This window comes from Vibrio sp. SCSIO 43133 (assembly GCF_023716845.1).
In the GTDB taxonomy this organism is placed as follows: domain Bacteria; phylum Pseudomonadota; class Gammaproteobacteria; order Enterobacterales; family Vibrionaceae; genus Vibrio; species Vibrio mediterranei.
In genome coordinates, this window is the sequence record NZ_CP068024.1 from 38020 (window position 1) to 57107 (window position 19088).

The 19088-nt window shown below is 45.5% G+C and carries 16 protein-coding genes and 5 tRNA genes; 16 read left to right on the forward strand and 5 right to left on the reverse strand.

What is annotated here, in order from left to right; translation table 11 throughout:
- The first annotated feature begins 40 nt into the window (after positions 1 to 40).
- Positions 41 to 2059 (forward strand): DNA helicase Rep, encoded by a 2019-nt coding sequence (rep, locus tag JKJ11_RS00180; protein WP_038228634.1) that lies wholly within the window; start codon positions 41 to 43, stop codon positions 2057 to 2059.
- Positions 2060 to 2112: 53 nt separating this feature from the next.
- Here rep and JKJ11_RS00185 read toward each other — a convergent pair whose 3' ends face one another.
- Positions 2113 to 2526, reverse strand: coding sequence for a c-type cytochrome (locus JKJ11_RS00185; protein ID WP_031493886.1), 414 nt, complete (start codon positions 2524 to 2526; stop codon positions 2113 to 2115).
- Between the two features lie 295 nt (positions 2527 to 2821).
- On the opposite strand from JKJ11_RS00185, the gene JKJ11_RS00190 reads away from it, so the two are divergent.
- The 5 genes from JKJ11_RS00190 to JKJ11_RS00210 all read left to right on the forward strand — a co-directional run bounded on the left by JKJ11_RS00190 (position 2822) and on the right by JKJ11_RS00210 (position 3400).
- Positions 2822 to 2898, forward strand: a tRNA-Arg gene (locus tag JKJ11_RS00190).
- Between the two features lie 29 nt (positions 2899 to 2927).
- Positions 2928 to 3003: transfer RNA gene (locus JKJ11_RS00195), tRNA-His, on the forward strand.
- Between the two features lie 68 nt (positions 3004 to 3071).
- A tRNA-Pro gene (locus JKJ11_RS00200) sits at positions 3072 to 3148 on the forward strand.
- Between the two features lie 44 nt (positions 3149 to 3192).
- Positions 3193 to 3268, forward strand: a tRNA-His gene (locus JKJ11_RS00205).
- Positions 3269 to 3323: 55 nt separating this feature from the next.
- Positions 3324 to 3400, forward strand: a tRNA-Pro gene (locus JKJ11_RS00210).
- Between the two features lie 275 nt (positions 3401 to 3675).
- On the opposite strand, the gene JKJ11_RS00215 is transcribed toward JKJ11_RS00210, so the two are convergent.
- Together JKJ11_RS00215 and JKJ11_RS00220 are read right to left on the reverse strand one after the other, a co-directional pair.
- On the reverse strand, positions 3676 to 4263 hold the full coding sequence (locus JKJ11_RS00215) for a porin family protein (RefSeq protein ID WP_252038599.1): 588 nt from the start codon (positions 4261 to 4263) through the stop codon (positions 3676 to 3678).
- 117 nt (positions 4264 to 4380) lie between these two features.
- Entirely contained in the window at positions 4381 to 5235 is an 855-nt protein-coding gene (locus JKJ11_RS00220; protein WP_124940475.1) for a LysR family transcriptional regulator, read from the reverse strand.
- A 159-nt stretch (positions 5236 to 5394) separates the two neighbouring features.
- Here JKJ11_RS00220 and JKJ11_RS00225 point away from each other — a divergent pair, with 159 nt between their 5' ends.
- The 10 genes from JKJ11_RS00225 (at position 5395) to JKJ11_RS00270 (ending at position 16443) form a co-directional block, all read left to right on the forward strand.
- Positions 5395 to 6273, forward strand: a complete 879-nt coding sequence (locus JKJ11_RS00225) for a LysR family transcriptional regulator (protein WP_252038601.1) — start codon at positions 5395 to 5397, stop codon at positions 6271 to 6273.
- Position 6274: 1 nt separating this feature from the next.
- Complete coding sequence (locus JKJ11_RS00230; protein WP_252038603.1) at positions 6275 to 7102, forward strand: LysR family transcriptional regulator; 828 nt, start codon at positions 6275 to 6277, stop codon at positions 7100 to 7102.
- Between the two features lie 17 nt (positions 7103 to 7119).
- On the forward strand, positions 7120 to 7662 hold the full coding sequence (locus tag JKJ11_RS00235; protein ID WP_252038605.1) for a hypothetical protein: 543 nt from the start codon (positions 7120 to 7122) through the stop codon (positions 7660 to 7662).
- A gap of 60 nt (positions 7663 to 7722) precedes the next feature.
- The gene (locus tag JKJ11_RS00240; protein WP_006072058.1) at positions 7723 to 8748 is read left to right on the forward strand and encodes a dimethylarginine dimethylaminohydrolase family protein; all 1026 of its coding nucleotides are present in this window, start codon (positions 7723 to 7725) and stop codon (positions 8746 to 8748) included.
- Positions 8749 to 8808: 60 nt separating this feature from the next.
- On the forward strand, positions 8809 to 9327 hold the full coding sequence (locus JKJ11_RS00245; RefSeq protein WP_031494526.1) for a transporter suffix domain-containing protein: 519 nt from the start codon (positions 8809 to 8811) through the stop codon (positions 9325 to 9327).
- 662 nt (positions 9328 to 9989) lie between these two features.
- Positions 9990 to 11708, forward strand: coding sequence for a dipeptide ABC transporter ATP-binding protein (locus tag JKJ11_RS00250; RefSeq protein WP_006072061.1), 1719 nt, complete (start codon positions 9990 to 9992; stop codon positions 11706 to 11708).
- Positions 11709 to 11793: 85 nt separating this feature from the next.
- Positions 11794 to 13347 carry an ABC transporter substrate-binding protein gene (locus JKJ11_RS00255; protein ID WP_006072063.1) on the forward strand — a complete coding sequence of 518 codons (1554 nt, stop codon included), beginning with the start codon at positions 11794 to 11796 and terminating at the stop codon, positions 13345 to 13347.
- Positions 13348 to 13491: 144 nt separating this feature from the next.
- Positions 13492 to 14469 carry an ABC transporter permease gene (locus JKJ11_RS00260; protein WP_006072065.1) on the forward strand — a complete coding sequence of 326 codons (978 nt, stop codon included), beginning with the start codon at positions 13492 to 13494 and terminating at the stop codon, positions 14467 to 14469.
- Positions 14470 to 14471: 2 nt separating this feature from the next.
- Complete coding sequence (locus tag JKJ11_RS00265; protein ID WP_006072067.1) at positions 14472 to 15416, forward strand: ABC transporter permease; 945 nt, start codon at positions 14472 to 14474, stop codon at positions 15414 to 15416.
- Positions 15417 to 15531: 115 nt separating this feature from the next.
- Positions 15532 to 16443 carry an SPOR domain-containing protein gene (locus JKJ11_RS00270; RefSeq protein ID WP_252038606.1) on the forward strand — a complete coding sequence of 304 codons (912 nt, stop codon included), beginning with the start codon at positions 15532 to 15534 and terminating at the stop codon, positions 16441 to 16443.
- 3 nt (positions 16444 to 16446) lie between these two features.
- Here the strand turns inward: JKJ11_RS00270 and JKJ11_RS00275 are convergent, their stop codons facing one another.
- A complete protein-coding gene (locus tag JKJ11_RS00275) occupies positions 16447 to 17463 on the reverse strand; it encodes an acyltransferase (protein WP_171393516.1) in 1017 nt (338 codons plus the stop codon).
- 115 nt (positions 17464 to 17578) lie between these two features.
- Positions 17579 to 19057, reverse strand: coding sequence for a glycoside hydrolase family 19 protein (locus JKJ11_RS00280; protein WP_503060904.1), 1479 nt, complete (start codon positions 19055 to 19057; stop codon positions 17579 to 17581).
- Positions 19058 to 19088 lie beyond the last annotated feature (31 nt).

The following is a 19088-nucleotide window of genomic DNA, read 5'->3' on the forward strand; positions in this document are numbered from 1 at the left end:
ATTATGTGCGCGTTACAATTCGTGAGTAGTGAGCACACCAATGAAGCTAAATCCGCAGCAAGATATGGCGGTAAAATACGTCTCTGGTCCATGTCTGGTTCTTGCCGGTGCCGGGTCGGGCAAAACCCGCGTGATAACTAATAAGATAGCGTATCTAGTACAAAGCTGTGGTTATAAAGCGAGAAATATTGCTGCCGTAACGTTTACCAACAAAGCTGCACGTGAAATGAAAGAGCGTGTAGGACAAACCTTAGGTAAAAATGAATCCAAAGGTCTTATGGTTTCCACCTTTCATACCATGGGACTCAATATCATACGTCGCGAGTATAAGGCGCTTGGGCTCAAAGCTGGTTTCTCCCTGTTTGATGATCAGGACCAAATGGCGCTACTCAAAGAGTTGACCGAACAACAACTCGATGGCGATAAAGACCTGCTGCGTTCATTGCTTGGCGCTATTTCTAACTGGAAGAACGACATGCTGACTCCAGAGCAGGTAAAAGGCTCAGCTCGTTCAGAGCAAGAGCAGCTATTTGCGCACTGCTATGAAATGTATCAAGTACAAATGAAAGCGTATAACGCGCTCGACTTTGATGACTTAATTGCTCTGCCCGTTATTCTGCTAAAAACCAATGAAGAAGTTCGTACTCGTTGGCAAAAGCGAATTCAGTACCTGCTGGTCGATGAGTACCAAGATACCAACACTAGCCAATACGAATTGGTTAAGTTGCTGGTGGGAGAGCGTGCACGTTTTACTGTCGTAGGTGATGATGATCAATCAATCTACTCGTGGCGCGGCGCAAAGCCTCAAAACCTGATTCTCCTGAACAAAGACTTCCCAAGCCTCAAAGTTGTGATGCTTGAACAGAACTATCGTTCAACCAGTCGTATCTTGCGTGCGGCCAACATCTTGATTGCTAACAACCCGCACGTGTTTGAGAAGTCGTTATTCTCAGAGATCCCTGACGGTGAAAAGCTCAAAGTACTCAAAGCCAAAAATGAAGATCATGAAGCGGAGCGCGTGACGGGTGAATTAATTGCGCATCGATTCGTGAATCGAACTGAATATCGCGATTACGCTATCTTATATAGAGGCAACCACCAATCACGACTTATCGAAAAAGTCTTAATGCAAAACCGTGTGCCTTACAAAATTTCCGGCGGTACTTCATTTTTTGGTCGTGCTGAAATCAAAGACATCATGGCCTACCTGCGAGTTTTGGTAAATCCTGATGACGATAATGCTTTCTTACGTATCGTTAATACGCCTCGTCGTGAGATTGGTCCTGCTACGTTGGAAAAACTGGGTAGCTACGCCAATATGCGTGGAAAAAGTTTGTTCGAAGCTAGCTTTGAGTTGGGTTTGGAGCAGCACTTATCGGGGCGTGGCTTAGAGAACTTACGACGATTCACGCAGTGGGTTGTGACCATAGCTGATAACGCAGAGCGCGGTAATACCGTTGAAGCTGTGCGTTCATTAGTTCGCGACATCAACTATGAAGATTGGCTCTATGAGACCTCTTCCAGTGCTAAAGCCGCAGAAATGCGCATGAAGAACGTTTCTGATCTCTACTCATGGATTGTCGCAGATTTAGAAGGCGATAATTATGATAAGGAAGAGAAGTCATTAAAAGAGGTCGTTCAACGGCTCACGCTTCGAGATATGATGGAGCGCGGAGAAGATGAGGACGACAGTGATGCTGTTCAGCTAATGACACTGCATGCCTCGAAAGGTCTTGAGTTCCCTTATGTTTATCTTATTGGTTCTGAGGAAGGCATCCTGCCACATCAAACCAGCATAGATGAAGATAACGTAGAAGAAGAAAGGCGACTAATGTATGTAGGCATTACTCGTGCCCAAAAAGAACTCACCTTTACTATATGTAAAGAGCGAAGACAGTATGGCGAGCTGATTAAGCCAGAACATAGTCGATTCTTAGATGAATTGCCGTTTGATGATGTCGAATGGGAACAAGCAAAAAAAGCGGTGTCTGCAGAAGAACGAATGCAAAAAGGTCAGGCACACATTGCTAATATTCGGGCAATGTTTAATAAGAAGTAAAAATAAACAAGGGGGCTGAATCAGCCCCCTTGTCGATCATTGAGTTCGTGACACTATAGTCCGGCAATCATATGCTCGATAGCATCAACGATTTCTTGATCAGAACAGTCCATACAAGAGCCTTTTGCTGGCATCGCGTTGAAGCCATTAATTGCATGGTCTTTAAGAACGTCTTTACCTTGAGCAATACGAGGTCCCCAATCGGCAGCGTCACCCGTTTTAGGTGCGCCACTAACGCCAATGGAGTGACAGGCAGTACAGAAGGTGTTGTAAACGGTAGCGCCATCACGTGGACCGGTAGGTTCAGCAACCACAGGCTCACTACCTGCTAAGTAAACATCACCCACTGGTTTAATACGCTCTGCGATAGCGTCATATTCTTCTTGGCTCACATCCGCTGCGAAAGAGGCAGTAGAAAAAGTTAGTGCAGCGAACAACACTGTTAAGATTCGACGAGACATATCCATTAAACTCACTTTACTATCCAACAAGGTAGCAAGTCGGTGCTTGCTATTCATTTATACGATTTATTCTGCTTGCTGACTTAACGACTGTTAAATCAATGTAAACATTGGGTGATTATATCCTGTTAACTTGTTGCAATAAACCACAACTTTTCAGCTTCACGGGGTGAATCACATCGTAAAGCCACTATTTATTGCTTCAAAGTGCTGAAAAAGACAACAAACGAGAAAAAAAGTTGAAAAAGTACTTTACGACATAGTGTGATATACGTATTATTCCCATCCGCCGATAGGGCATGCGCCCGTAGCTCAGCTGGATAGAGCGTTGGCCTCCGGAGCCAAAGGTCGAAGGTTCGAATCCTTTCGGGCGCGCCATCCGGATAAAATATTGGCAAAACATAATGGTGGCTATAGCTCAGTTGGTAGAGCCCTGGATTGTGATTCCGGTGGTCGCGAGTTCGAATCTCGTTAGCCACCCCATTATTTTGGTGACTTCGGTTTCCAGTTTTGATTTAATCGAAACGAAAACGTTCTGAAAAGAACATTGTCGGTGAATAGCGCAGCTTGGTAGCGCATCTGGTTTGGGACCAGAGGGTCGGGGGTTCGAATCCCTCTTCACCGACCACTATTTCAGTTATCGTTATAAACGGTAACAAAACAAAATTTGTGGTGGCTATAGCTCAGTTGGTAGAGCCCTGGATTGTGATTCCGGTGGTCGCGAGTTCGAATCTCGTTAGCCACCCCATTTATTTTGGTAGCATTTGCTCCCCTTTACGAGTTAACTCGTAATAAAACATCGTCGGTGAATAGCGCAGCTTGGTAGCGCATCTGGTTTGGGACCAGAGGGTCGGGGGTTCGAATCCCTCTTCACCGACCACCATTTAAAAGCCTCGTCGAAAGACGAGGCTTTTTTTCGTCTGAAATCTGGTTTATTGAACCGAAAGTTGGTGACAATGCGCAATAAGCTTTCGTCTTTAGTAGCTTTGTTTGTTAAATATCTAGCTCAAGTAAGTCTTGTCATGTGATGACGCTTTTTGCATTTTGGGATGGTGATAAATAGAGTGAAAGGTAAAGGTAGCAAAGAGAAAGTTTGATGCTAAGTTGGAGTGGGCAAGTTGCATCCTTGCAAACTTGGTTAAGTTGTAGAGAGAATTAGAATTTGTAAGCTAGACCTAGGTTGATAGAGTGCGCATCAAACTGTTTGTGGTTAGACAGTTTCATTAGCTCTAAGTTTGCGCCTAGTGAGTTGGTAAAGTTGTATTGAGCTCCAACACCGTATGAGAAGGAATTGATGGTCTTTTTGTTGTCATTTTCCTTAAAACCAGCTTGTTTTAGGCGGATGTTATTTACACCAGCTAAGCCATACAGCTCAATGCTGTCTGATACATTGAATTTGATCTTTCCGTAAAGTCCGGTTTGACTGCCAACTTCTAAACCTTGACCACTTTTCTCTACCTTGCCACTGTCGCGACTGTGACGCATTTCCGCCCCAAACATTGAGTTAAAGTCGTAACCAGCTTTAAGGCCAAGTGAGCGAAAGTTACTTTTAACTTTTGTTTCGGTCATGTTTTTACCTGGTTCGATAGGTTGACGCGTAGGTGGCGCGTCGTTGTTTGATGCTGACATTACCCCCATATACGTTCCCACATAAAATCCAGAATCGTTTGACGCCAAAGCCGGAGCCGAGATTGCGCCGACAAGTGCGATGACAGTTGCAGTTTTCAAAGTTGCTTTTTTCATATTTTCCTCATTTAAAGTTTGGTCTTGTGACCTTATTGTGTGTTTCGAAGCGCATAGTAATCAGGAGCGCGTTTTTGTAAAAATCAGACTCTGTCGATGTTTATGACAGAGGCGGCGCTAGTGCGAGACGTGCTGACGAAGAACGTTATAGAGTACTTCTCGTATTCCATTAGCACAGTGTGAATCGCGGTAGCCAAGGCCAAACTTACTTCGCTGAATGGCTTCACGGTGATTGATGATGACGAGCTCATTGTTGTTCAACTCATGTTTAATTGAGTCTTGATCGATACAAATCCATCCAATGCCATCTTTGGCGAGTTGTCTTGCGGTTGCCACGTTGTTGACCGACATGGTGTCGAACTTGTAACTACCCCATAAAGATTCATTATGCTGCGTAATAGCGATAGCCAAATGCTGGCTGAGCTGTTCTGTAGAGACTTCATCGAGTTGGGCGATAGAATGTTGAGGTGCGCAGACTGAAACGAATTGGCGCTGTGTGACATTCATAAACTCCCAGTGACCAATCCCGCTATAGGGATAGTGACTAATAATAAAGTCGTAATCGGTTGACGCTATGAGGTCATCACAAGGCGAAAATTCAATCTGCAGATCCATTTCAGCATCAATGTCGCGCAGCTGGTGGATAAGATGAGAAACAATTTTCGGGTCGATAAATGTCGTGATCCCAAGTCGGATGCAGCCTGCGCCCGAACCGTTTATTTTCTCGACGTGAGACGCTAACTTTTCAGACAGCTGTAGAATGGATGATGCTTTATCCAAGAGCGCTTGACCTTGTTCTGTTAACACGGGTTTGTGCCCAGCACGATCAAACAGCTCGATCCCCCAATCCAACTCAAGATTGGCGATCCACTGACTTACTTGGACTCGACCTTTGTTCATCGCTTTCGCAGCTGCGGAAATGGAGCCGAGCTCGGTAGTAATAACAAATGCTTTGATGGCATTGATATTCATAAAAACCTCATATAGACATTGGGTGAATGTGCTTGTCTTATCCCGCATTCCCTACATGATGTTGCAAGCCAAAACCAGTGCTTTCCCTAAAACGTGAGGCCATGTTAAATATCTTTGATAAACTAATATCTAGAGCTAATGGTTTAAAAAGGTTATCACTTGGCATCAATTGAGCAGTTAGAGAGCTTTGTCGCTGTTGCGAAAACAGGATCGGTGGTAGCGGCGGCTGAAAAGCTTGGCAAGACTCACGGCCCGGTAAGTCTGGCGATACAGAACTTGGAAAGCCGCTGGGGTGAGTTGTTTGTCGTTGGCTCGGGCAAGAAACAGTTGTCGGAAAAAGGGGAGGCGATACTCCCTTGGGCAGAGGCCGTAATTGCTAGCTACTATGAGCTTAAAAATACAGTGGTCGTTGAGTCGCCAACACAGATGACTCTCGGTGTTGATATCGCTTTACCTCGAGTCTGGCAACAAGAAATCTTAGCTTCTATCATCAATTTGGATATCAGTATTAGAGTCAATTGCTTGCCTAGTGATGAATTGATTGCTGCCTTTAATGCTCAGCGCCTAGATTGGATAGTGACACTGGTTGATTTACCTTGGCCCGAAACGCCAAACTTTTTTTCACTTGGTACTGTGGATAGTCATTTGATTACCAGTAGTGAAGGGTTGTTAGGATCTAGCAACCAGCCGTCAATCGTATTCGACAGTGGGCACCTTCTGACACTGCCTCAACTCTCTATCTCTCATGTTATGCGAACTTCCGCTCCAATATATAGGCGATTCGATTTCCCTTGTCCTTGGCAAATTCAAGTCACTGATCATCAGCAAATAGCCGCCATTCTCTCGGAGTTACCAAGTCATACGTCTGCGGTGCGCAACAATATTGAACTAACGGACACCATGAAAATCGTAACAGAACCACACCTCAAGGCGACTTGGGGGGTATTAGTTTTCTGGGGAGAGCATTTAACAGGGAGTCAAGCGTTGCAATGTTTGACAGACTGGGCGATGAACAAGTCAACGGAAGGTAGACAATAGGATGACTCTTGATCAAATCAAAACCTTTGTTGCCATTGCCCATCATGGCAGCATGAGAAAAGCGGCACGAGCACTTGGCAAAAGTCAGCCAGCGCTTACGGCAACGGTGAGTCGTTTGGAAGCTTCTCTTGGTTATGAGCTGTTTATTAGAGGTACTCGGCCGCTTAAACTGTCCTCTTTTGGTCTGAAATTTCTGCCGCGAGCAATGGAGTTTGATGATGTGCTGGCCCTTACTCACACGTTCTCCAGTAAAGAGAATGTCAAAAAGCTGCGGGTTTGTTTTGATTACGGCATCGCACTGGATGAAGTAAATCAGCTCTCTCAACTTATCATTGCTGACAATTCGCTTCGAAGCGTAGATTTGTTTCGCACTGATACTGCAACCATTCATCAGCTACTGATAAAACAGCAATGTGATTTAGCATTGACTCAACCATTACCGCATTTAGCTCCTTTTCTTGAAGCTCAACATGTTGGAGAGCGCCAGTTTGTCGAGGTACAGGCACCGTTACAGATAAACAAACAGCATCGGGTTATGTCTGTTCACGATGAAAGCGGACAGCCGCTGTGGATCAACGATACGGACCAACACGAAGACCTTATTTCATTTAACCGACCGGCTGATATGCTTGAGGCCTTGATAAATTTTTATGGCAAAGGCTGGCTACCAAAAGGTGAGGTAACTAGGGCTTTGAGTGAAGGTAAAGTAGAACTGACGGAAAAGCCTAGCTATCAAAAGCGATTTAGCTTGGTATGGCAGCAGCAGTTAAAAGCAGAAGCCAAGTTGATCAATCGCCTAGCTCGTTATAGTCAGTTGAACGGAACCTAGTTGGTAACCAGAGTAGTATGGATTTACGTTCAGAGTTTAAGTTTCTTGCTGAACTTAACTCGACTACGCTACCGTTCGGAAAAATACGTGCAAAGGTGATAGAAATGGGCTGTTTACGAAAGCTCTCCTTCATGTTGGTGTTAATCGCCGCTCCTTCCTTACGTGCAGCAGACTATGTCGCTGAATTGCAACTCAATGTTGTGAACATATTTAGTGGTGATGTCACTATTGGGTTGCGAGAAAGCAAGTTGATTAAAAAAGACAAGCATACCCGCGTGTTGCTGGTCAGCGAGTCGTCAGTGGAAAACAATATTGCCGACTTGCATTACACCATTATCGAGCAAAGTAATAGTGAGCCGTTAAAATCGAATCAGCTGCAATTGCCCAGTATGTCAACTTATATTGGTAGTGAAGCGGGTGTTGAGGTTGAGGGGTTGGTTTCCTATCGAGTTGTGGTCAGGGCGCATTATCCTCCTGTTTCAGTTGCCTTCTTATATCCGCCCAAAGTGAAAGCCTTTCACTGCGCAGAGTGTTTTTTGCTCTTTAGCCGACTGGGTTAACCTCAAAGTGTTCATCGGAGAAAGGACTCTCTTTTTCTAACCCATTTGAGGAGTAATCCTATGTCGAAAATCACAACACAAAACCAAGTTTATGTACCAGCTGCAACAAAGCACAGTTATGGGGAGTTCAACCTTTATGGGAAGCTTCTAGAGGTGATTGTGGGTTATAGCCAGAACTTCCGCCTGCCAGTACTAACAGAAGAGGTAAAAGCAACTTATCAGAGTGTACTTCAGCCCGACTTATATGATCTCTGTGAAAAAGCGGGAGGACAGTTACTTTCTCATGCTTCTCCGCCATTTTCTGCGGCTTTAGAGCGTGAGAATGATGCGTTGGTCAAGGCGTTTCAGAGCTTTGGCGTAAAGGTTCACCAGGCTAGGGAAGTGCCTGAAGAAGAGATAACCGCGTGCCAAAGAACGAATGTCTTTACCCAAATTTTCGCTGCAGAACCTATTTGGGTTGTAGGTCGAAATGTTTTGGAGAATGTTTGGGCAAGCGATATGGGCTGGGCTTCTATTGCGCCAGTGCGAGAACTCCATCAGCCATTTATTGATGGTGATAACCACATTTTACATTACACGGCACCAAGGCCGACGCTAAGTCGAGATTATATTTATGAGGGGGGAGATGTACTCAACTTAGGCGATGGAAGAGTACTGGTGGCAACAGGCCCTTCATCAACTAACGCTCGTGGCGCTGAATGGGTTAAGCGCATGCTAGAACATGATGGTTACCAAGTATGCATAACAGAAGTGGAGGATACAGGAATCCATCATTTGTTCGCCGTTATGTGTGTAGCCGGCCCTAAACTTGTTATCGCCTATCGAGATGCCTTTCCAAAGGGCTTACCTGAATTTATGGATGACTTTGATGTGGTATGGGCAAACAGAGAAGAAGCGCTGGCAACCGGGCCTTGTGCAGTGATGCTTGATGAAAACCACATCTTAATGCCAGAAGAGACCCCAGCCCTCAATCGAAAACTGGAAGCAAAAGGGCTAACGGTTGTGACCGTTCCATTTGCTCATCACGCGAAGCTTTGTGGTGGAATACGCTGTAAGACCTCAGTGCTCCGCAGGGACATACACTAGTCGCTTTCCCCTTCTATCCTCCCCTTATTCTTATATGAGGGGTAACAGGGTGTTCGATAAATGAAATTAGATTTTGGCGTTTTGTTCCGCTCAGTATTAGCTTATTTGCGAGTTAGCTTGGGCATGGTGGCACTGTTGCTCGCTTTATCAAGTCCGTTACTAATTCCCTTGATTAGTTCAATGGAGATTTGCAGCAGTAAAAAAGCGCTACTTAGCGGTGCAATGATTTTTGGTGTACCTGAAGTGGCGACTATTGTCGCTCTGTGCTTGTTAGGCAAGGAGCGCCTGCAGCAAATCAGAAATTGGTTTGTCAGACATTTACTGAAGCTCAAACCTAGCCGGCACTCGACAAGGCTTAGCTACTATATGGGATTACTACTGATGGTAGTGGCAGGCCCTGTTATGAATATTGTGCTGTTTTACTTTCCAACCTTTGGAGTGGGCTGGATAGAGTATCGAAAGGTAATAGCACTGGCTTGCGATATCACCTTTGTAGCGGCGATATTTATCGCGGGCGAACAATTGTGGAGGAAAATAGAAGCTATTTTCCGTTTTGAACCGACAACTACACCTCACTAAAACGTAATTATGGCGCTTGATGGGTGATTTGACTGTTAAGTGCCATTGCTACGGCTAAATCTTCAGTGGTTCGTCTATGAAAACTTCCATTGAATAACATTTCCCCCATTCTTCATGAGTAAGAATTGGAGCTAAATTCTACCGATCGAACGATGGCCAGTATTTTGTTCAGTATGCAGGGTTGTGACTTGTTGTAAATCACAATAGCGGAAAATACTGTGTAATCGAATTATCAAAGTGATCAGTGTATTAAATGTGATGAAGATCTAGAGTTTGGTGCTGCACTCTGTCATGTTACAAAATTTATGTTTCTATAGTGTTAAAACTACATCAGAATAAATATGCGGGTGGCATTAGTCATAAATATTGCCGATAACGTGAAGTTCGGCGTTTTATATTCGTTGTCTAGCACGAATTTCTGAGTGTACATCAACTTTTCATGCCACTTGTATCACTACTATATGTACTTAAACTGCATATATATTTATTTATACTGCTTTAGATTTGCTCAATTTCGAATTTTTATCCTATTTTTGTTGCTTTTCTGTGAAAGATTTGCCAAATTGATGCCCTTATAAATAGTCAGCAGAAAATGCTGCCTAAGAATGGATTCAATTTTTCAGACAGGGGCAGAAAGCTGCCAAAGCAGTAGAGGTCTGGTAATGTCACTATTAGAAGTAAAAGATCTTCGTATCGAATACCCATCACGCCATGGGGTACATGCCGCGGTTAAATCTTTGTCGTTCAATATTGAACGCGGCGAAATAGTTGGTGTGGTTGGGGAGTCCGGCGCGGGCAAGTCAACGGTAGGTAACGCTGTTATCGATTTGCTTTCACCTCCTGGCGTTATTGCTGGTGGTGAGGTTTTCCTAGATGGAGAAAAAGTCTCTGGTCTAACACCAGAAGCGATGCGCAAAGTTCGTGGCTCGAAAATCGGGTTTATATTCCAAGACCCAATGACCTCTCTCAACCCACTATTCACTGTTGAGCAACAATTAAAAGAAACCATCCATGCCAATATGAAGGTATCGGATGATGAAGCGTATCAACGCGCGCTCAATCTTATGAATCAAGTGGGTATCCCACAACCAGAAAACCGCTTGAAGCAATATCCTCACCAATTCTCTGGTGGTATGCGTCAGCGTGTGGTGATCGCTATCGCGCTTGCCGGCGAACCGGACCTGATCATTGCGGATGAACCTACGACAGCACTTGATGTATCGATTCAGGATCAAATTTTAGGTTTGATTCGCGACCTGTGCATCAAGAACAATGTTGGTTGTATGTTGGTGACGCACGATATGGGTGTGGTTTCTAACGTAACGGATCGCGTAGCGGTAATGTACCGTGGTGACTTGGTAGAGTTTGGGCCAACGGCAAAAGTACTGGGTGAACCTGATCACCCATACACACGTAGCCTGATTTCTGCAGTACCGCGTTCAGACATGAAACTCGATCGTTTCCCTCTTGTGAGCTACATAGAAGAAGCACATGAGATGGAACCGTTGGATGTTAAGAACCACTGGTTGGGTCAAAGCCAAGATCACCGTGATTATACTGGTCCGCTTCTTAACGTAGAAAACGTCAACCTACGCTTCGTTACTAAAGATTCGCTATTTGAAAGCCGACGTGAGTATGTTCAAGCATCAAACAACGTTAGCTTTGAAGTACATGAAGGTGAAACGTTTGGATTAGTGGGTGAATCGGGATCGGGTAAATCGACCATTGCACGTGTGATTGCAGGTCTCTATGCCCCTAACTCTGGCAAAGTCACGTTTGAAGGTATTGACCTTACGTCGCTGAAGTCTGAGAAAGAGCGTCGCCCGATGCGTCGCCAGATGCAGATGGTGTTCCAGAACCCGTACACGTCGATGAACCCTCGTATGAAAATCTACGACATCATTGCAGAGCCGATTCGATTCCATAAACTGACGGCAAACGAAAGCGAAACTAAGCAAATCGTCGAAGACCTGCTTGAGCACGTAGGCCTAGGAAAAATGGCGGGAGTGAAGTACCCACATGAATTCTCAGGTGGTCAGCGTCAGCGTATTTCTATCGCACGTGCACTAGCAACGCGTCCTCGTTTGTTGATTTGTGATGAACCAACGTCGGCACTTGATGTATCGGTTCAGGCTCAAATACTTAACCTACTCAAAGATCTACAACAAGAACTTAATCTGACCATGCTGTTCATCAGTCATGACTTGCCGGTAATTCGTCAAATGTGTGACCGAGTGGGCGTGATGCAAATGGGTACTCTATTGGAAGTGGCACCGACGGAGCAGTTGTTTACTGATCCGCAGCATGAATACAGTCAGCACCTAATTTCCTTAATGCCTGAATTCAAAGGCTTAAGAGATGATGTAGCAAAAACGGCGTAAGCCATACAATTCCCTATTGGGACTCGATAACAGAAGCAAACACAACAACAAGGGATCCGGATCCCCGCATGAAGGAGTTATGCAAATGAGAACCATGAAAAGCAAATTAGCAGTGGCGCTAATGGCAGCGGGCCTAAGTTTTAATACTCTGGCAGCAGATATCAAAGTTGGCTATGCAGCTGACCCAGTATCTCTAGACCCGCATGAGCAGTTGTCTGGTGGCACATTGCAAATGTCACACATGGTATTTGACCCACTCGTTCGTTTCACCCAAGAAATGGACTTCGAACCTCGTCTAGCTGAAAGCTGGGAACGTGTGAATGACACGACGGTTCGTTTTAAGCTACGTGAAGGCGTTAAGTTCCACTCTGGTAATGACCTAACAGCAGACGATGTTGTTTGGACATTTAACCGTCTTCAAAGCTCTCCTGACTTTAAAGCTATCTTCGACCCGTATGAGAAAATCGTTAAGGTTGATGACTACACGTTTGACCTAGTGACTAAAGGTCCTTACCCACTTGTACTGCAAACAGCGACGTACATCTTCCCTATGGATAGCAAGTTTTACTCAGGTAAAACGGCAGATGGCAAAGACAAATCTGAGCTAGTTAAGCACGGTAACTCTTTTGCATCGACGCATGTTTCTGGTACTGGTCCATTCATCGTAACGGCTCGTGAGCAAGGCGTTAAGGTTGAATTTGAGCGTTTCGCTGATTACTGGGACAAAGAATCTAAAGGTAACGTAGACAAGCTAACACTAGTACCAATCAAAGAAGATGCAACGCGTGTAGCAGCACTTCTTTCTGGCGGTGTTGACATGATTCACCCAGTTGCGCCAAACGACCACAAGCGTGTAGCTAGCGCTGAAGGTGTTGATCTAGTGACGCTACCTGGTACGCGTATCATCACATTCCAAATGAACCAAGAAAGCAACGAAGCACTGAAAGATGTTCGCGTTCGTCAGGCGATTGTTCACGCAATCAACAACGAAGGTATCGTGAAGAAAATCATGAAAGGCTTCGCAACAGCTGCTGGCCAGCAAAGCCCAGCAGGCTACGTTGGTCACAACGATGCGCTTGTTCCACGTTACGACGTGAAAAAAGCGAAAGAGTTGATGAAAGAAGCTGGCTATGAAAATGGCTTCACGCTAACGATGATGGCACCTAACAACCGTTATGTGAACGACGCGAAAGTAGCGCAAGCAGCGGCAGCGATGCTGTCTAAGATCGGCATCAAAGTAGATCTTAAGACAATGCCTAAAGCGCAATACTGGCCAGAGTTTGATGTGTGTGCAGCAGACATGATGATGATTGGTTGGCACTCAGATACTGAAGATTCAGCGAACTTCAACGAGTTCCTAACAATGACTCGTAACGAAGAAACGGGTCGTGGTCAGTACAACTGTGGTCACTACTCAAACCCAGAAATGGATGCGATTGTTGAAGCAGCAAACGTAGAAACGGATCCTGCTAAGCGTGCTGAAATGCTGAAAGGCGTTGAGGCGACACTATACAACGACGCAGCATTCGTACCGCTACACTGGCAAAGTGAAGCGTGGGGCGCGAAGTCTAACGTGAAAGCAGCAGCAATTGTTAACCCAATGGTAATGCCTTACTTTGGCGACCTAGTGGTTGAATAATCACAAGTGATTGTGATGTAGGAGGGGAGTGTTCCCCTCCTCAATTCTCTCTACTCAGCTCAGTTTATTTCAGTCGGATTGAGCGGTTATTAAGACTGAATGTTTCTCTCTCAATGAGATCTATGGATAGTTAAGGGGCAAGGAATGTTTTCGTTTCTGGTCAAGCGCCTGTTTCAGGCACTGATAGTGATGTTTGTGATCAGTTTGGTGGCGTTTGCCATTCAGGATAACCTGGGTGACCCGCTGCGTGAGCTTGTAGGTCAGTCGGTTTCGGAAGCAGAGCGTCAAGCACTGCGTGATGAGTTGGGCCTCAACGATCCTTTCGTAACAAAATACACTCGTTTTATTGGTGCAGCGCTGCAAGGCGATCTTGGCACTTCATACTTTTTCAAACGTCCTGCCGTTGAGGTTATTCTCGATAAGCTGGTGGCAACACTAGAGCTGGTATTCGGCGCGACGCTTATTATTATTTGTTTATCGATACCACTCGGTGTGTACTCGGCAATTCACCCAAAGAGTTTCTTTACCAAGCTGGTGATGGCCGGCAGTAGTATTGGTATCTCGATTCCGGTTTTCCTAACGGCGATCATGCTGATGTATGTATTCTCTATTGAGTTAGGCTGGCTACCGTCTTTCGGGCGTGGTGAAACTGCGAACGTGCTCGGTTGGGAGTCTGGATTCTTCACAATCGATGGTATTAAGCACCTTATCTTGCCATGTATCGCATTGGCATCGATTATGTTGCCACTTTTCATTCGCTTGGTTCGTTCTGAAATGTTAGAAGTACTGAGCTCCGAATACATCAAGTTTGCGAAAGCAAAAGGGCTACCTCTTAAAAAAATCTACTATCAACATGCCCTTAAAAACACGATGTTACCTGTTTTGACCGTTGGTGGTGTTCAGATCGGTACTATGGTGGCGTATACCATCCTGACTGAAACCGTCTTCCAGTGGCCTGGCACAGGCTTCCTTTTCCTTGAAGCGATTAACCGTGTAGATACACCATTGATTACCGCTTACGTTATTTTCGTTGGCCTTATCTTCGTGGTGACGAACACTATCGTTGACTTGTTGTACGGCTTGATTAACCCAACCGTAAACTTAACTGGAAAAGGAGCATAACCATGAGCCAAGCAAATGTAGCTGCTGCTCCTTCAGCGTGGGAGCGTTTTAAAAACTCGGACTTCTTGTATTACTTCAAGCGCGATAAAGTCGCTATGGCAAGTTTTACGGTCTTCATGATGTTCTTGGTGTTAGCACTAGCTGCGCCTGTCATCGCCCCTACTGACCCATATGATTTATCGTCTATCGATATTATGGACTCGGAGCTACCGCCATCTTGGATGGAAGACGGTGACGAGAACTTCGTATTAGGCACCGATGACCAAGGTCGTGATATTTTATCCACCATTCTTTATGGTTCTCGACTGTCTCTGACCATTGGTTTTCTAGCGGTAGGTTTACAGTTATTCCTAGGTATTGTGATTGGTCTATCAGCGGGTTACTTCGGTGGTCGTATCGATAGCTTCTTGATGCGTTTTGCTGATGTTCAGTTGTCGTTTTCAACCATGATGGTTGCGATCATTGTCTCTGCTATCTTTAAGGCCAGCTTCGGCACAGAGTTCTATAGCCAATATGCCGTGACCATGCTGGTCGTGATAATTGGTGTGGCGGAATGGCCGCAGTATGCACGTACTATCCGTGCCTCGGTTCTTGCAGAGAAAAAGAAAGAGTATGTAGAAGCAGCGCGAGTGATGGGCTTTAGAGCACCACGTATCATGTTCCGTCATATTCTGCCTAACTGTTTGTCGCCAATTTTGGTTATCTCAACGGTACAGGTTGCGAATGCAATCATGTCCGAAGCGGCGCTGTCGTTCTTAGGTCTTGGTCTGCCAGTAGACCAGCCATCATTGGGCTCTTTGATCAGTATCGGTTTTAACTACATTTTCTCTGGTTCGTGGTGGATTACCGTGTTCCCAGGCATTGTTCTGATTACCTTAGTGTTGGTTATTAACCTACTAGGTGACTGGCTACGTGATGTATTCAACCCGAAAATCTACAAAGGGTGATCCAGAGTGATTGATTTTTAATCCCGATCGTCACTACACTAAGAGTCGCAGATAATTGCGGCTCTTTTTATTTGTGCCGCTGATAACAATAGCCAAGAGTGTTCAGAGGATGTTTATGAGCTCTTTAAATGGTGTAAAGGGATTAGGTTGTTTTTCGTTTAGTGCTTTGTTGGGCACCTTGTTGTTAACCAGTAGTGTGGTTCCTTTACCAGTTTATGCTGAGGATGCGTTGTGTGACGCTTCCCAGCCCTCCACCAATGAACTGCCGGTTTTAGATGAATCTTGTCCGATTGGAGATGGGATTTGGAGCAATGAAGTTCCCGTAAGCGCAACATCGCTTTATTGGATTCAGTGCGGCATTCTTGATGCACCCATGGCACTGACTCAAGCGAAAACCTTGTACGCCAAAATCACCACCGATGTGTGGATGCTGCCTCAGAAAAATAGCTATCGTTGTCTGATTGGTCCATACAGCGATGCTGAGATCGCCAAGCAAGAGCTTGTTCAAGTCAAAGCCTTATCTGGTTATCGTGATGCTTTTATCCGCCAAGTGGAACGCAACGCTTCTGCCAACGCACCTCAACGTACTGCCAAAGTGACGCAGCAAGTTCCCGCTAAAACGGCTAAGCCGCTGGCATCCAAGCCAGTAAGGAAAGCTGAGAAGATAACGCCTCTTGCGACCAGCGCTAAGGCTTCATTGGGTGTTCGGTTAAATGCGGAAGTTAATGGACAGCGTTATAGCGTGCCTTATATCGCTAATAGTAGTCATCAGTTCTATATGGAACATGATAAAGCGTGGAACCGCTTGAGTTATCAGTCTGCCATAAAGGTATGCAGTGACCTTGATATGCATTTGGCGAGTAATGAAGACTGGCAAGCCTTGGTAAAATCACAAGTGATGCAGAAAAATCGCTGGCCACTACAAATGCCGTATTGGGGAGATGGTCAGAAAGGGCTGTTTACTAATGGCAAAGTATCACCGTTAAAAGGCAATACTTTGCTCAATGTAGTGTGTGTGGGTAAATAACCTTTAAGGCAATAACCAACGAGTCTTACTGCTGAGTGACAACAACCAACTGGTTGCTAATGCCAAACTGCCGCTGACAATAACCCAAAATGGAATCATATAGATTGGGTGACCTTGATGTAGGCCGAGTTCGTTCATCGGCCACAGGAATAGCGGGTGAAGAATATAAATACCCAAGCTGTATTTACTAATAAAGCTCACCACTTTCTTTGCTCCTGGCCAAAGCTTGTCGGCGTAGGCTTTGCAAACGATAAATATCATACTGGCCGCTAGGACGGTATTTAGAGTCTTGTAAGAGAACCAGCGTCCAACATAATAACGACCTTCGTCAATACTTCCTTGAACTACCATATAACTGCTCAGCGCCATCGCGCCAACACCCAGAATAATGGACACAGTAACCACGCCTCGGCTCGCTGGCAGCTTCTGATACAGGATATAGCCCAGAGGTAATAAGCCCATATAAAGCCAGAACTGCTCGCTCCAAGGACCATCAACTCTTAATAAGAACAACAGCGTAGTGAGTAACCAAAGGCCGGTAAATGCGTAAAGTGCGCTGTCATCAAACTTGCGAACGAACACCTGCAAGAACGGGATCGCCACATAAAGCGGAATAAAGTAGTAAAAGAACCCAAGATGGTAATAGGTCTGATGGTGATAGCTCTCAGACAAGACTTCTTTAACCGTATTGCCGTTAAAGCCTTCAATGGTCCATCCGGATAAGTAAGCGTAGAAAAGTGACCATGCGATAAATGGAATCAGCACTTTACCGAGACGACGAGACAGATAATATTTCATATCAAACGGTCGCTTGTCGTTGAGCATGAGGGCGCCGGTTATCAAAATAAACACCGGGACTGCCCAGCGACTGAATCCATTAAAGGTGATAGCGGTAATCCATTCGCCCATAGGGATCTGTCCGAGTTCATGACGGTAAGGGCCTAGCGCATGAATAATGATGACAGCGAGTGCCGCCACACAGCGCATGGCATCGAAGAAAAATATGTGCTTTTTATCCATTAATAACTCCTTACAGTCTTTAGAAACTATAAGAAATATAATCAGATGCGGGAAGAGTGCTTAGATAAAAGTTGTGTAAAAACTGCTCCATATAGAGCAGCTTTTACTGGTTTGATCACACAGAAGGGCAAACGACTTCACCCCAGAACCAGTTTGATTGTGTGGGTGACTCCCAAACACCAGGGTTGTTCTTAGCAATAAAACACTTTCCTTGGTAGCTTACGGTATCGCCATTGCTGACAGATGTACTACCCGGAACCCAAGTAACTAGATTAATTTCAGGTGGCGTGGTGGCGCTTCCACCACTATTCCCGTCGCCAGTCCCTCCATTGCCGTTATCTGTTGAGGGAAGAGTGTCCACAATTCGCACTTCTGGCCAATTGCCGTGGGAGCCATAAAAGTTGGTGACGCATTTTTCATAGTCACCGGGTACGAGAGCAGAGTAAGCAGTTTGGTAGCCGACCAAGTTACATTCAAAAGAGACGCCTTCAGGACGGTCAGCATGATAAGCCCAACTAGCTTCCCAGTTAGTGTAAAGTACATCTGTTGCGCCGTTTAAGTTCAAGCTGCCATAAGGGGTTTGTTGCCAACACGTATTGGTCTCGTCGGCTTCAATGGGAATCTGATAGTGTGCAGCGAGCCCTTCCCAGTAACGAATTCGGTTAACTGGCTGCCCTTTGTTTTTATTCTGCTCCCCACATTCAATACCACCATTGATGATGTTGATGGTGGTACCAAACCCATAGCCAATACCAGCCTCTACTTCTCGCTGAGATGGGACCCAAGTTCTATCAATAACATGCAACATGGCGGGCTTTGGTGCTTGTGGCGTTAAGAAAAACCAGATAGCAGAGGCGAGGTTTAACCACGAGTCAGCCACAAGCGCTGGGTTATCGAGTAACACCGTTGCATCACCATCAAACATCACTTCAGAAAAAGGACCGTAGTTGAAGTGGTAAGAGAGTTGTTTAGCGCCACGACCAAAATAGCCTTGGTTGGCGGCGCAAGGCCAACGTTTGTTTTGCCAATCATTCTGACCACACCCCGTGGTATAGCCTGGCTGTCCTTCGGACCAACCCATTTCGCGCACATGAACCAGTGCTTGCTGCCATTCTTCGAGAGCTAAAGGGTTATCCCAAGAGTTATCCTTGGCGATGTGACCTCCGGTTTCCTGGGCAAAATGGGCGAAGGCGGTCACGATGGAATGCTTACAAATAGCATCGGCATCTCGATTGTCGCTATAGTCACCACAAAACGCTGGAAATTTACCAATAGCCTGTAAAAAGCGCTGATAGGTGTACTCTGGCGCAGCCATATGAGTGAGAAAGTCCCATTCATCACGTGGGAAGACTCGCTCAGCCCGTTTTACGTTACTTGGGTTGGTTGCTAAGCCTGCATCAATCGAATCCACGACAGAGTTTGAGGCTGTCTGCAATGCCTCAGCCCACACTCTGTACATGGGGTTGCTAGTTTTGCTTGCTTCACTATTTTGTATGTCGCTACGGGCAATAATATACCCGGTTGGATTTTGTGGATCAGGGTGCGGGTTTACCGCAAGGGTAGGTAAGCTTAAGCAGGTAGTGCTTGCTGCCATAAGCCATCGAGAGGTTTTCATCTGACGTTCC

Coding starts and splice junctions, on each gene's coding strand:
- JKJ11_RS00215 (WP_252038599.1), bottom strand. CDS start 4,263: ATGAAAAAAGCAACTTTGAAAACTGCAACTGTCATCGCACTTGTCGGC.
- JKJ11_RS00220 (WP_124940475.1), bottom strand. CDS start 5,235: ATGAATATCAATGCCATCAAAGCATTTGTTATTACTACCGAGCTCGGC.
- JKJ11_RS00230 (WP_252038603.1), top strand. CDS start 6,275: ATGACTCTTGATCAAATCAAAACCTTTGTTGCCATTGCCCATCATGGC.
- JKJ11_RS00280 (WP_503060904.1), bottom strand. CDS start 19,057: ATGGCAGCAAGCACTACCTGCTTAAGCTTACCTACCCTTGCGGTAAAC.
- JKJ11_RS00235 (WP_252038605.1), top strand. CDS start 7,120: ATGGATTTACGTTCAGAGTTTAAGTTTCTTGCTGAACTTAACTCGACT.
- JKJ11_RS00265 (WP_006072067.1), top strand. CDS start 14,472: ATGAGCCAAGCAAATGTAGCTGCTGCTCCTTCAGCGTGGGAGCGTTTT.
- rep (WP_038228634.1), top strand. CDS start 41: ATGAAGCTAAATCCGCAGCAAGATATGGCGGTAAAATACGTCTCTGGT.
- JKJ11_RS00275 (WP_171393516.1), bottom strand. CDS start 17,463: ATGGATAAAAAGCACATATTTTTCTTCGATGCCATGCGCTGTGTGGCG.
- JKJ11_RS00270 (WP_252038606.1), top strand. CDS start 15,532: ATGAGCTCTTTAAATGGTGTAAAGGGATTAGGTTGTTTTTCGTTTAGT.
- JKJ11_RS00260 (WP_006072065.1), top strand. CDS start 13,492: ATGTTTTCGTTTCTGGTCAAGCGCCTGTTTCAGGCACTGATAGTGATG.
- JKJ11_RS00240 (WP_006072058.1), top strand. CDS start 7,723: ATGTCGAAAATCACAACACAAAACCAAGTTTATGTACCAGCTGCAACA.
- JKJ11_RS00245 (WP_031494526.1), top strand. CDS start 8,809: ATGAAATTAGATTTTGGCGTTTTGTTCCGCTCAGTATTAGCTTATTTG.
- JKJ11_RS00185 (WP_031493886.1), bottom strand. CDS start 2,526: ATGGATATGTCTCGTCGAATCTTAACAGTGTTGTTCGCTGCACTAACT.
- JKJ11_RS00250 (WP_006072061.1), top strand. CDS start 9,990: ATGTCACTATTAGAAGTAAAAGATCTTCGTATCGAATACCCATCACGC.
- JKJ11_RS00255 (WP_006072063.1), top strand. CDS start 11,794: ATGAGAACCATGAAAAGCAAATTAGCAGTGGCGCTAATGGCAGCGGGC.